The organism is Candidatus Anaplasma sp. TIGMIC, assembly GCF_028204095.1.
In the GTDB taxonomy this organism is placed as follows: Bacteria; Pseudomonadota; Alphaproteobacteria; order Rickettsiales; family Anaplasmataceae; genus Anaplasma.
In genome coordinates, this window is record NZ_JAQLOH010000012.1 from 18,770 (window position 1) to 33,232 (window position 14,463).

The window sequence follows — 14,463 nt, forward strand, 5'->3', positions numbered from 1 at the left end:
AGGCCCTTGGTTTATTTATTGTACGTTTAACATGCACACTTCCTTAAATGGTGCTTGTAGCTTCGCAGGGCACATAGTTCCTCCTGTGCTCGAAGCATTGGCTCATGAGCTGCCCAAACATCCGAATTATCCGCTGCTAAAAAGCTTTATAGAGAAATTCTATAACTTCTCGTACAGTACGGATATGAAGCTTAGTAGCAAATTTTTGCTACATATAGCGCAAGACCTGTTCCGCTATATCGGTAAGAGGAAACCTGGTGAGAGTCTGGTCCGGGTGTTCTCCGTTGATAGACCTAATGCCCCCGGGGAGTCGCTAACTGTGATTGAAACTGCGAACGACAACCTGCCGTTCATAATAGACTCTATCATGATCGCGATAAAAAGAAATCACCTGTCGGTGTATCACTACACAAATTCTGTGCTGTGTATAGAAAGAAATAGCGAAGGCATAGTAAGGGTTGATGCAATACCGCCTCATTCCTCTTCAGAGGATCGTGCATGTGAATCCATTGCCTATTTCGTTGTAGGGCAAACTAGTCCCGAGTTGCAGGAAAAGCTTCGCTCGGAAATTCATGAAACCCTATCCGCAGTGGCCTGCTGCGTACACGACTGGCAGCCAATGGTTGACCGCGTTGGGGAATTATTGACAGAGCTTGAGGGAAGCGATAACAGCAGGGAAATTTGCGAATTCCTCAAGTGGATGACCGAGGACAATTTTGTATTCCTAGGATACGAGGAGTACGTAAGAAAGCCCAAAGGCAAGGAGCTAATCCTCTCTACAGAGAGCAGCCTAGGGCTCACAAAAATAACCAGCGGCTCTCCCTCCAGAGGGGCACCATGCCATTACGAGCAACTCTGTGTCGTACAGTCAAACCTAGTGTCACACGTACACAGGCATGAGTACATGATATGTGTGGTATTGAGAACGTTTGATGAAAAAGGCATAACAAAACAGGAGCATTGCTTTTACGGATTTTTAACATCTTCTGTTGCCTTTCAGAGCGTACACGATATACCCGTGATAAGAAGGAAGGTCGAAACTATAGAGGAAAGGTCTGGGTTTATTAGATGTGGTCACAATGGTAAGGCCCTTTTTGCTATAATACAGAAGTTTTCCAGGGAAGAGTTATTGAGATTTTCCGAGGAAGAGCTGTTTCAGATCTCCATGGGTGTGCTGTTTCTCTCAAGTAACCCGAAAGTGAAGTTATTTACTCTCAAAGATGTTGCAAATGGCTTTGTTGTTTTCATAATTTTTCTACCAAAAAGCATCGCTAGTACTGAGCTCTCCGATAGAATAGCTTGCACGCTTGAGGGAGCGCTGTCGGGAGAGGTAGTTGGAAAACACTACAATATGTACAGTGAGTCGGATTTGGTGCGTTCACAGCTTACCGTAAAGTTATCTTCGGATACGGTATCTAAGATTTCAGAAAAGGAAATAGAAAGCCTGGTAATTGAAACAACAAAACGCTGGGAGGATCGACTGCGCCAAGTAATCCTAGACAAAATGGATAGCAGGTTCCTGGCATATGTGGGAGCATTTCCGAAAAGCTATCAGGAGTATTTCGCCCCTAATGGCGCGTGTCATGATATTTTGAAGATACAGAAAGTCCTGGAGACAGGGATCGGAAATGTAGATTTGTATCTATCAGACGATACTAGCCGTTATCAGCTGAAGATCTACGTTCCGTTGGAGGGAGACCTCCACCTGTCTAGAGTTTTGAACATAGTGAAGAAGATGGGTGCAAAGATGTCTCTTCACTATAGTTACGATATATGTGTGCATGATACGTGCGTTCGTATTCACCACTTTGTACTTTCTAATACACACAGATCGCTGGATCACCACACGGTGAAGAGTCAGTTTGAAATAGTACTGAAAAAGGTCTTCTGTAAGGAGACTGAAAATGATTACTTTAATAGCCTGGTAATAGCAGCAAATCTTCATTGGAAGGAAGTATTGCTCGTACGTACCCTTAGCCGATATTTGAAGCAGATCTCGTTCAACTATAGCCAGTCCTACATACAAAAGGTGGTTAGAACATATCCCGAGATGGTCAATTTGTTTGTGAGACTATTTGAGGCACGGTTTGATCCGGCACTAACGGGCGATAGATCAGTAAAAATAGCTTCCATTCGCAAATCTATTGAGGAGTTGTTTGCACGAGTTTCCGATATCGTTCACGATTACGTTCTCAAAAGCATCTACAATCTGATTTCGGCTATACTGCGAACTAACTACTATCAGGGAGATAAGCCCTATTTATCCATAAAGTTGGACTGTGGCGCTGTACCAGACATGCCGCTACCCAGACCGTTTCGGGAGATCTATGTTTATTCCAGCATGTTTGAGGGGATACATCTTAGAGGTGGGAAGGTAGCCCGGGGTGGGATAAGGTGGTCAGACAGATCGGAAGACTACCGTACTGAGGTGTTAGGCCTCATGAAGGCTCAGATGACAAAGAATTCCGTTATAGTGCCTGTTGGCTCGAAGGGAGGGTTTATCCTTAAGGGGGAGAACAAGAAAGTTGGCTCCATAGAATACGCGGTGGAATGTTATAAAAATTTCCTTAGAGGCATCTTGGACATAACTGACAACATTGTTGACGGGAAGTGCGTTATCCCTGAAGGCGTTGTAAGACACGATGACGATGACCCATATTTGGTGGTAGCCGCGGATAAAGGCACGGCATCTTTCTCAGACCATGCGAATCAAGTTTCCGCTGAGTACAATTTTTGGCTTGGAGATGCGTTTGCTTCTGGCGGATCCGTAGGATTCGATCATAAGAAAATTGGCATCACTGCTCGTGGTGCATGGGTGGCAGCAAAGCGACACTTCTGGGTGATGGGCAAGGACATAGAAAATAGCACTTTTACCGCTATAGGAATCGGCGACATGTCTGGTGATGTCTTCGGAAATGGAATGTTGTTGTCAGATAGGATCTGCCTACTAGGTGCTTTTAACCACTTGCACATATTTATAGACCCTACTCCGGATCCTGAGGTCAGTTTTGCGGAGAGGAAAAGACTGTTTAGTACACCTGGGTCAACATGGGGTGACTATGATGCAAAATTAATATCGAAAGGCGGTGGTGTCTTCTCAAGGAATTCAAAACTTGTAACGTTGACCCCAGAGATGAAGCAATGTTTGGGTGTTGATATAAAGGAAGAAAGCGTATCACCGAGCAAGTTAATCAGGATGATGCTCATGGCTCCGGTAGATATGATATGGAACGGAGGAATCGGTACTTACGTCAAGTCTTCTGAGGAATCTAATGCCGCCGTAGGAGATAAGGCAAATAGTGGTCTAAGGGTTAATGGCGCAGACATTAGGGCTTCCATGGTCGTGGAAGGCGGCAACCTAGGCTGTACGCAACTTGGACGGGTGGAGTATGCTTCCACCGGCGGTAAAATAAACACAGACTTCACAGACAACTCTGGCGGCGTTATATGTTCGGATTTCGAGGTCAATCTTAAGATATGCTTAGAAATGGCGGTGAGAGATAATTTCATCTCTCTAGAAGAAAGAAATAGTATACTGGACAACATGCTGCACGACATTTCCAGCATTATACTGGAACGTCACAATAAGCTTGAAACAAGAGCATTGATGCTGGAGTGCGCTAGGTCTCCTAAGCGGGTAGAGCAGCATCACAGGATAGTGCAGTACCTTGAAAAGATAGGGATGCTGAATCGGTCAATAGAATTTCTGCCAAGTGATGATGATGTGCAGAAGATGATCGGTGAGTCACGTGGTTTTTGTGCGCCACAGATCGCCGTTCTCATGGCTTATACCAGAATGTTCATAAAGAATGAGATAGTGAAGTCCAACCTTCTTGCTCGTCAAGACCTGGATCATGTATATGAGTCCCAGTATTTGTTCTCCTATTTTCCGGAAGTCATAAGGGACAGATTTAAAAAGTACATACGTAAGCATAAGTTAAAACATGAGATTCTAGCTACGTGTATCTCAAACGACATAGTAAACCGAATGGGCTGTGTTTTTGCCAGCCATATTGAAAGCATGGGTATTTCAATAGACATGATAGCAAGGGTATATGTCATAATCACCCGTGTATACAATCTGCAAAACATATGGAACGAGCTAGATAGAATAGATGGAAAAGTCAGCATAGATGACTATGTCAAGGTTGTGAGGAAAGTGCAAAAGTTTGTCGGTCAGGCAACGTTTTGGCTATTCAGGCACATGCACAAGTTTTCTGACATAGAAAAGAATCTTGATACCTTGTCGGAGCAAACTTCACTGTTTGAGAGCGACTTAGGCTCCCTATTGTGTGATGAGTTTTTGGAGTCATACAATGACGCGTGCGATGACCTGCCTAAGACTGTGCTTAATCCCGAAATAGCAAAGAGGCTTGGTGGGCTTGAGTTCTCTATCTATGGTATGGATATCATATACCTTGCGGGAAGTACCGGGGTTGATGTTCTCACTGTAGGACGAATTTACTTTAGACTTAGGTCTGTCTTGAGCTTTAGTAGAATTCGTGACCTTGCAACACAAATGGACGCTGCTTCCGCTTACTGGCAACGAATAGCTATACGGAATCTCTTGGATGATTTAAGCGATTACCAGTCAATAATTGCGGGAAATATCTTGAAGAATATGGCCCCTCGTCGACCCGATGATCAGAGATCTTTGGACGAGATCGCAAAGGCCGCTGTAGCATCATGGTGCGATCAACACCAAAATCAGCTGAATGGCTATTATAGGTTCCTAGAAGACATAAACTCTGCTCAGCTTGATCTGAGTAAGCTTGTGCTCATAATAAGATCCCTTAGTGTGTTTACGGTGGAAAAGGACTGTAATGTTTAGCATTGGCATATCTGAGGTACTTCTGGTAGTGGTAGTTGGTTGTCTAGTTACTGACCCAAAGAAGCTTCCTGGAATCTTGAAGAATGCCATAGGGTACTACAGGAAATTTGACGAAATGCGTACGGAGGTCTTGGATTCGTTCCGGGAAATATGGAAAGGCAGTGTAGTAAAGTCGGAAAACGAGAGCACTGAGGTTAGCACGAAGCAGATTGTAGGGGACGATGGCGTGGTTTACGAGGCTTACGAGGTGAGTGAGATTGTGGAAACCAGAAGTCATAAGGGAAGGAAAACACTTTCAACTCCTGAGAAAAGTGCGAAAAACTCTCGCATCAGCAACAGTAAGGAGAAAGAATAGCGTCTTTTTCCGCTTCTATTGAAACATGAAGCAATCAGTTTTGGTACGTGGGTGCAGCCGGGCCGCTTTTTGTATTTGCTGCTTTTTAGTACGTAAACAACCTACGTCCCACCAGACGCAGTGATCACGTAGCTTCTTAATCTGTAAACTGAGTCGTTGTATTATATCACCTACATGGGATACTGCAGCGCAGTAGTACTTAAATGATTGTAGGAGCATGTAAAGTATGACGGCAAGAATACTCGTGGTGGATGATTTACTCTCGAACATAAAGCTATTACAAGCAAAACTCACCAGAGAATATTATAGTGTACTCACAGCAACGAATGGCCCTGATGCAATCAGTATCGCACAGGAGCAGCAACCAGACCTAGTACTTCTTGATGTGATGATGCCTGGCATGGACGGGCATGAGACTTGCAGAAGGCTGCGAGCTAACCCCTCAACTACATATATTCCCATCGTTATGGTAACGGCTCTGGACAACACTACTGAAAACAGAGTAAATGGTCTGAATGCGGGTGCAGATGACTTTCTTACAAAGCCTATAGACGATGTTGCGCTGTTTGCCAGAATAAAATCACTCACCAGGTTCAAAATACTAGTGGGCGAGCTGCGGATAAGGGGAAAAACTATGGAGGATATGCGTGCCGTAGATGATCGCATCATGCAATATGCCAATCAGATTTCTGATGGCAAAATCCTCGTAATAGATGAGGATAGGATCAGAGCAGAGAGCATAAACAGTGTACTACAGAAAAACTTCCAAGAGACCGCAATTTTCAGCGACCCAACACAGACCTTTAACCTGACTAACGCGGCAAATTACGACTTGCTCATAATAGATATGCGCTTCGGTGGAGACGGTCTCAGGCTGTACTCAGATTTTCGCAATTACATAAGTGAAACGCGCTTCACCCCGGTGCTGCTCCTGCTCGACGAAAGCGAAAATACAGCAATACTGCAAAAGGCGTTTGATATGGGAGTTATAGACTACATAACGGTCCCTATATGCAATAATGAACTAATTGCCAGGGTCAGCCTGCAGATAAAAAGAAAGAGATACCAAGATGCTTTGAGGATGCTACTGAAAAGCAACGCTGAGATGTCTATCAAGGACCCTTTGACCGGCTGTTATAACAGGCGTTATTTTGATATGTATTTCCAAAACATCGTCAAGGAGTCGAGAGAAAAAAACAAGGACCTATCGATCATAATACTGGATATCGACCACTTCAAACAGGTAAACGACACGCTGGGGCATACAGTCGGGGATGAAATCCTGAAACAAATGTGCGACACAATTTTCGATAATATCAGGGTCTCTGACTTACTAGCTAGATTTGGCGGTGAGGAATTTGTTGTTATACTGCCAGAAACAAATATCCATAAGGCTACACAAGTGGCAGAGAGACTGCGACAATGCGTTGAAATGAACATATTCGCTACAAGCGCAGGGAAAATAAATAAAACTCTTAGTATTGGAGTAGCTAAATTACGCAGTTCAGAAGATCCAAAACAGCTTCTAACCAGGGCTGACGAACTTCTGTATGTTGCAAAAAAAGACAGAAATAGAGTAGTGTCTGATCGAGACTCGTAGACTGAGTTCCATGTCAGCTATAATTATGTGCTGCAGCCGCTGCAATAGGCCTCCAACAACAGACAGGCACCCCTAGCGCTTTCAACATAAATCTGATCTAGATATCTGCAGGTCAGTACATCGTAACTTACATTTGAACTTACAAAATACAGACTTGGTCATGCACACAAGGTCAAACCAGTGCTCCACTCATGCAAACAATACGTGCACCACGACCGACCTTATTTTTTTAATCCGCGTGGAGAATCAGTTACCAAATTTTGCCATTAGCACAGTACAACGTCAGAACTAGCACTTTACTACCACCAAGAACAGGCAAAATTACGACTGCCACATCCAATAGTTTCCGCACAAATATTGCCTATTTTGCGTCGCTGACAATACATATCTCCACAAGGAGATGAATATCTTATCCTTAATATGTATGATGACTAAAACAAAAATACTCTCCTGATGGAGACAGCATAGTGAGGTGCAAGAACCTTACTATATAATGGCTATAATAGCGCTTCTACTTCTCTAGGTAACTCACCAAACAGCGTATTAATAGTTTGGACCATATGCCCTGGTATAGGAGCCACTATAGCGATCTTGCACCCAAAAAGCTCAAGAGTGATCTTTAATGCATGAAGGTGTAGCTCTCCCTTGGCTTCAGTGCCACAGTATTTCTCATCACCAACTATCGGGCAGCCGGATTGAGCCATATGAATCCGGAGTTGGTGTTTCCTACCGGTTACTGGCTTCAGCAGCACAACAGCACCGATCTCATTCGCCTTAACTACTGAGAAAACAGTCCTCGCATCTTTCTCAGTAATTCCTTCCACACAACCTTGTTTCCGTTTATAAAATACCGGAATAGTGATCTCGCCACTGTCTGCACCTGGCACTCCCCTTGTGACTGCCAGGTAATCTTTATATATTTTCCTACAACGTAGTTGCTCAGAAATTACCCTTGCAACGGACTTCCTCCTCGCAAGAATCAGTACCCCACTTGTGTCTTTATCAAGTCTGTGAACAATATGCAGGGTCTCACCGGGGATTATTTTTTCGAGCAAATCACACAGGCTCACCCTTACCTTAGACCCACCTTGCACGCTAACCCCAACGGGCTTATTTATCGCGACGATGTTATCGTCCTTATATATGACATTATCGATAATGAGCCTAAGCAGCGTATCACAGCGTACTTCCTGTACTTCATGGGCCCTTGTGGCAATACCAGCTACATTTGATACGATTACTACATCTCCGAGCTTAACCCTTGTAGACGAAGCAACTTTTTTATTATTCAGTCGGATTTCTCCCCTGCGCAGAAGCCTCTCTATGAAAGACTGCGTCAACCCAGGAAGAACGCTGCGTATATACCTGTCAAGGCGCGAGCCATCATGCTCAGCATCAACAGAATACTCCCCGTTAATACTCACTTTTGCGCTGCAGCAATTTGCTTTTCAACATAGTCCCGCAGGAAGAAGTTGCTAGCTATAAGTATGCCATCCTGCACCGTAATGCTTCCCTTGCTTTCTTCCACAAACAGCTTACCCATCCCAGCCTTGTGTTCCTGCACCCCTGAATATATTAGCACGTCACAGCCCCCGGCACACAAGTACGAAAACCCAAGCACCACAGAACCCATAGACCTCAACACTATGTGATTGGAAGCAAGAACCTCTATTATACCCCTAACATTCGCGCAACCTGCAGTATAATCAAACACAGCCGCGTTAATGCTCTCCTTCCTTGTGACGTACATTTTAGAGTATCTACTTTGCCCACACTCTACAAAAGAGCCGTACCCTTTCTCGGCGTAGTATGTTTCACGCAATATGGGAGAATCAACGATTGCTGCCACAACCTCACCACCCTTCACCAGCGCAATAGCTGTCGCAAAATATGGCAGACCACTCATAAAATTAGTTCTACTATCTATAGTGCTTACAAACCAGAACATATCCCCAAGATCTTTGGTCTCGCGCATTCCTTCAAAAAGGATCTCAAGACCTTGTTTATATTCACTGAGCTCCTCAGCTATTATCCTACTGGATCTGGAATATGCTGCACGAGTAAACTCGCTCGCAGCTGTGTACGAAGACTTCACGTACTTTATCTCGTTGAAATCTCGAACTAGACCCCGGGAAGATTTACGAACGGCCTTGAGCATGACACCAATAACCGGCGAGAACAGCGTAGCCATTTTCAGTCTTTCGCCCTCTCGTAATATGTATCATCCGGCGTATATATGACGACTTTCTCACCAACTTTTATAAAGGGAGGTACGCTGACCCTACGGCCATTTTCCAGAACCGCTGATTTATAAGATGAAGACGCTGTTTGGCCTTTTATGACAGACTCAGCCTCAACAACCTCTAGCACCACATAATCAGGAACCTTGGCTGATATGACTTGCCCTTGGTGGAACAACAGCGTAAGAATCATGTTCTCACGCAAGTAAACCCCCTTATCTCCCAGCAGATCCATGGGAATAGTAATCTGCTCGTAGTTTTCTGTATTCATCAAAACCAGTGATGATGAATCACCAAAAATATACTGGTAATTAACTTCCTCCATTATAGCGCGCTTTACATACCCATCAGCACGAAAACGCTCCTGGTACTTGGCGCCAGTTTTAAGATTTTTTAGCTCCGCCTGTATATACGCACCGCCCTTTCCAGGTTGAGTGTGCATAGTCTTAACCACCAGATACAGGGCACCATTGTGGTCAAGAACCTGACCAGGTCGTATGTCATTCCCCCTTTCAGCCATAGCAACAACTCACAGAACCAAGGCAAATTTTAGACACAAGCACACTATAACTCAAGAAAAAGTTAGGAACCAACCGCGTATTTAACACATAATCGCTATTATTACGCAATATTTGCAACCCAGGGTATGATATTAACCCTAACGGTATATTCAACCAGTATAAGTTATAGGAAATTTCCGTCTGAGATGCGCAGGTTGAAAACACCAACACACAATATGATACACCGCCGATAGCCATGAGTACGCAAGCTTACTTTCTCAATTATGCGTGATAGCATACCATCCTTTACTACCCGCAATTCACATTCCTTGACGCTATACAATGCCAAATTTGGTCTTTGTATATACTGTATCGAGCAAAGGCTCAAACCCAAAACAAGTTACACTCGCATTTTAGCCTTAACGGGTGCATATGCCTAAAGAAAAATGTTTAAGAATTCAACATTTTTTTAATTTTTTTTCTACCCCTTCCATACGGGAAATGGATTTTCTTTTTCCTCAAAAATATTAAGAATTTTCCAATAAAATTAGGATTTTTATTAATTTTTTCATAAAATCCCTGGTTCTCCACTGGAAGATTAGCATTTATGAAAAAACTTTTAGAAATATTTAAGAAAAATAAGAAATCTGAAAAACCAAATACTACGTGGTATATCTCAGAACCTTATAACCTAACAGAGTTTTTCGACCGGAATACAGATTCCTATTTCGCCGAAGGAAGTACGGGATTGGCGTATGATGGCCTCTTTACTCCTGCAAGGTCCAATACAGGCATACATTATTCAAAATTCTCAATGCCCAGTGGTTCAGGTATGAACACGGGCAATACGGGGACAACCAGTACGCCTGATCAGTCTCCATATAACTCAATCTCCGCATCTAGCATGAGTTTATCGTCCCTGCTTGACCAGTTTGACGATAACAAATCGGGAAGTATCTCACTTGCGCAGGCTAGCACTAGCGTTGACATATCTTCTACTCCGACAGGCGAGAATGGTAACACAGAGTCGTTAAAACTAACACCAATTTCTGTCGAATACGAGAGTCATCCTAAAGAACAGAAACATGTTCAGGTACCGAAATTACGAACTCAAGATAATGATGACGTGGCTACAAAACCTGATAACACTTCTATGCCTGGCACGGCACTGAGTTCAGGATATGCCTCGGTAGACAGTTTAACATCCGGCACAAGAGATTCTACCATACACGCCAATGTGCTAGTATCACCCACATCTACTGTCAAGACATACGACTCTGTTCATGTTGAGACGCCTGCGAAGACATCTGTTCAGCCGTCTACATCCACTGCACAAGAAAATCGTAAATCTACTAGTCACTTTCAAAACACACAAACGCGTAAACGCTGGATTCTCCCTACAATGAGCTCATTGCAGCGCCGCGTGGGCGAAGATTTCTTAGATGGGATTTTTAGAGAAGACGAACCTACCACAGATACCGTAGACAGTGCACACGATGCTGCGCCGGTTGCGCATCAAGGCTCTCAGGCACGCATAGACACTTCAATAAACTATATAACTGCGACAGGCACAGTTAATCAATACAAACAGCCACATGAATCTACAGCGCTGTCGACGAAAAAAACTATAAGAGCAACGTCAGAAGGAATTGCTGCGCCAAGATCATCTCAGTTAGATGGCATTGTTCCTAGAGTGAACTTTATGTTACGCTCGACAGTAGGAGACTTTAAAAATGCGTTCAAGATCAATTTGTTTGGCCGCAAATCAGAGAAAAAAGCACCAAACAATGCACAGCAAGTACCACCTGTTTCAGTAACTGATTCGCCTATAAAATCTGCCACAGAGACGTATATAACACATCCGCAACCTTCTACTTCCGCGACGTTGACGGAATATGAAGCTGCCAATATGGCCAGACAGCTTAGTGGAACATCACAGGCTTCGACTTCAGGTACTATGACTACAACTCGCACTGCGCCTAAGGCAAAAAAGAGGAGTACACCGGTACCTCCCGTTGGTGGGTCTTGGCTTTACCCCTCTACGGAGAGTAATCCTGGAAGTGTAGCGCAATCAGATGCAGTACAAAACGACAAACTAAAGCGCAGAGCTCCAGCCTCTACTGGAAGCGCGACATCGTCACCATCTCCGAAAAAGAGGCACGCTCCAGAACCTCCTGTTCGTAAGTCCTCTCTGCCTCGTTCTGTGGATAGTATTTCTCAGGGTGGAGCGCCTTTGGCTAACGCTGCAAACAATACACCAAAACGTGGATCTATGGCTTCTACCAGTAGCACGACATCATCTATGAAAAAGAAGCCCGCACCGGTACCTCCTGTTCGTGGGTCTTCTCTGTCTCCTTCTGTGGAAAGTAATTCTAGGAATGCGGCACAATTAGATGCAGCACAAAACGACAAACTCAAGCGCAGAGCTCCAGCCTCTACTGGAAGCGCAACACCGTCACCGTCTCCGAAAAAGAAGCACGCTCCAGAGCCTCCTGTGCGCAAGTCTTCTCTTTCCCCTTCCGCGAAAGGCCACTCTAAGAGTACAGCGCCATCATCAGAAGCTAAAAAGCCTGAACGTGGAGCTATGGTCTCTGGCAGCACGTTTTCGTCGTCTTCACCTAACAAGATGCAGGATATAACACCTTATGTTCGTCAATCTACATCTTCGACAACTGAGAAGATAGTGTACGACTCTCCACGGCGTCTTGGTAGACAATCGACGTTCTTTAAAAATTTAGGGATTACAGAGGATGATCTGCAGGCAATGTCAGAAGTGCTGCCAAAGGTATTGAGTGGAACAAAAAGGGTCACAAAAAGCGCCGCAAAAAACCAGACAAGGCCAACTATCATTGGCAAATATTCCGCTTTTAGGCCACTAAACCCTAGCGATGCAACAGGTATAAATTCGTCTCGAAGCTCTCTTCTTGGCGCAATACTTAAAGAGCATGATGAGCTCCATCGTAAATACTTCGGAACTTCTAGTGTTGATTCTGGCTATGCAATACCCTCAGCAGTAGTTTCACCAAGTACCAGAGCCAATGCAGTGGGAGACGCACATCATGGGGAACAAAATTATATGAGCTCTTTCAAGCAGCCACATCAAGACAAAACTCATGGAGGGTCATCAGCTAGTACCTCAAGTACATCTCTCAATTCGACTGCTAGCGAAAAAACCTCATCGGTGATGAGTGATGTGCTACTTGAACTTCAGGGAGTATCGAAATCTAAGCCTCAGAAGTTCACAAAGGCACCGTCCATGACTCCTGACAGTGAACGTCTTACAAGCTTTGCGCATGGAACATCTGCAAGTGTGTGGTCTGATAATGTCATGTCAGAAAGGAAAAGTCCCTTGCCTGCAAGAAAATCGGTTGATCCACACATGCGTAAGAAGAGCAGTAATGGCCCTGGTAAATCCAGAAGCCCAGCAAGTACACGCGGCGAGTATGCAGCATCACAAGGGGTACTGATGCAACCTAGACTAACGCGACGTAGCCCCTTCGCATGTCAAGCACTGCACGACAGCGTAATGGATTCTATCGAAACACATAGACGGAACAGTGTCGGACAAGCTTCTAATAGTTTGTTGGGAGCTGCGCTCGTAGCAGAGTCTAAAACTATCCCTGTTGTTCAGGTTGCATCTGGGCTAACAGGTCTGGTAGCTTCAAGCTCGAAAGACACGCATGTGCACCATTCTTATGGCAGAAGATTTGGTGCAAAAAGTGCGCAGTTTGAATCTACAAAAACCGTAACACCTTTGTGTCAAGAACCCCAACCCGGTTCGGCAAGAGCTACTACAAAAGAAGAAAGTAGTAATCCTACGATTAACCGGAAGTCTTTTGTAAACAAGCTGAACCAAAGCAAAAAAGCGGGATCCAGCACAAAGGGGAAGGTAAGTTTATTAGCAAATCGATTTGAAGAGAACTCAGCCTCGTCCCCCAGACCGCGAGATGATGTTCGTTCAATGGTCGATATGGTAAATGAACCTTCCAGCCGTTCTACATCGAGGTCTTGACTGTAGCTCGTAAAGACCTAGGTGTCAGGTAGGCCTACGCCCCCGCGTGAATGTTTTGCAACCAGACGAACCTCACGCGGGGTACCGCAATTTATACTATAAAACCAAACTTACGCAGACGAACATATCAGCGCCACCATAGGTTCTGCTGCCACATGCAGACGTGGTCTAGGAGATGTTGTTGCAGATTCCCTTATACATAGAATATAATCCAGACTGGCAGTCTGCCCTTGGCAGTAAGTCTCCATCCATCTAAATCTGAGCATTTATGATAGCTTTAACTCCAGCTGACTTGTACTCCGTAGGTGGGCTGGAAAAAATAGATGCATTGTTCCTTGAAAATGTGAGACAGCATAGCCCAGAGCTGCTTGCAATGCTTGTCAGCGCACGAGAGGCAGGTTATGGCAATACTGAACTTGTAGAGGAGCTTGCACACGTACTTGAAACGTTCATTGCCAGGATGTTCTGCATCCAACCAGAACTAGAAAAAGGCATGTCATATCACGAAGGGTTCTTGGCGCTATATAAGTGCAAAAGAAACTTCGTTCAGAGATATGCAATAAAAAAATACGCTACCGTGGAGAGTATAGGCCTTGATTTAGATGAGATATCATGTAAATTGGCCGACGTTTTAAGTGCGCGACTTCCTATAGACGACAATGTCTTTGCACGCCATGTTAACATGTGGATGGAAGATACTGAAAGGTACAACGAACAGCTTGATCTTGCAGCACAATATGCGGCGCGTTCCGTATACGATGAGAAGGAATCTATACTGTTTCAGCTGCCTAAAAAGTATGACATCGAAAATTTGATTCCTGTTGACACAATTACACAGCAAGATGGCTTATGCGTGGCCTCAGCTTGCCCCACAATCCTCAAACAACGGAGCGGATTCAACATAGCAGTAGCACCTACATATGAG

At 44.4% G+C, this 14,463-nt stretch carries 7 protein-coding genes and 1 pseudogene; 5 read left to right on the forward strand and 3 right to left on the reverse strand.

Translation table 11 applies throughout. From position 1 onward, the window contains the following. Positions 1-31 precede the first annotated feature (31 nt). From PGW94_RS02175 to PGW94_RS02185, 3 genes are all read left to right on the forward strand, one after another. On the forward strand, positions 32-4,831 hold the full coding sequence (locus PGW94_RS02175; protein WP_271758184.1) for an NAD-glutamate dehydrogenase: 4,800 nt from the start codon (positions 32-34) through the stop codon (positions 4,829-4,831). Next, complete coding sequence (locus PGW94_RS02180; protein WP_271758186.1) at positions 4,824-5,186, forward strand: hypothetical protein; 363 nt, start codon at positions 4,824-4,826, stop codon at positions 5,184-5,186. Before PGW94_RS02175 ends, PGW94_RS02180 begins: the two co-directional genes overlap by 8 nt. Before the next feature lie 226 nt (positions 5,187-5,412). Further along, positions 5,413-6,786, forward strand: coding sequence for a PleD family two-component system response regulator (locus PGW94_RS02185; protein WP_271758188.1), 1,374 nt, complete (start codon positions 5,413-5,415; stop codon positions 6,784-6,786). 497 nt (positions 6,787-7,283) lie between these two features. Here PGW94_RS02185 and PGW94_RS02190 read toward each other — a convergent pair whose 3' ends face one another. The 3 genes from PGW94_RS02190 to efp are packed head-to-tail and all read right to left on the reverse strand — an operon-like array spanning position 7,284 to position 9,546. Next, positions 7,284-8,210 carry an RluA family pseudouridine synthase gene (locus tag PGW94_RS02190; RefSeq protein WP_271758190.1) on the reverse strand — a complete coding sequence of 309 codons (927 nt, stop codon included), beginning with the start codon at positions 8,208-8,210 and terminating at the stop codon, positions 7,284-7,286. Continuing rightward, positions 8,207-8,977: an inositol monophosphatase family protein gene (locus tag PGW94_RS02195; protein ID WP_271758192.1), complete on the reverse strand. Its 771-nt coding sequence runs from the start codon at positions 8,975-8,977 to the stop codon at positions 8,207-8,209. The genes PGW94_RS02190 and PGW94_RS02195 overlap by 4 nt, the downstream gene beginning before the upstream one ends. Before the next feature lie 2 nt (positions 8,978-8,979). Further along, complete coding sequence (efp, locus tag PGW94_RS02200; RefSeq protein WP_271758195.1) at positions 8,980-9,546, reverse strand: elongation factor P; 567 nt, start codon at positions 9,544-9,546, stop codon at positions 8,980-8,982. 587 nt (positions 9,547-10,133) lie between these two features. On the opposite strand from efp, the gene PGW94_RS02205 reads away from it, so the two are divergent. Then, complete coding sequence (locus tag PGW94_RS02205; protein WP_271758197.1) at positions 10,134-13,538, forward strand: hypothetical protein; 3,405 nt, start codon at positions 10,134-10,136, stop codon at positions 13,536-13,538. Positions 13,539-13,806: 268 nt separating this feature from the next. Next, a pseudogene (locus tag PGW94_RS02210) lies at positions 13,807-14,463 on the forward strand (glutamate synthase subunit beta); the annotation flags it as partial.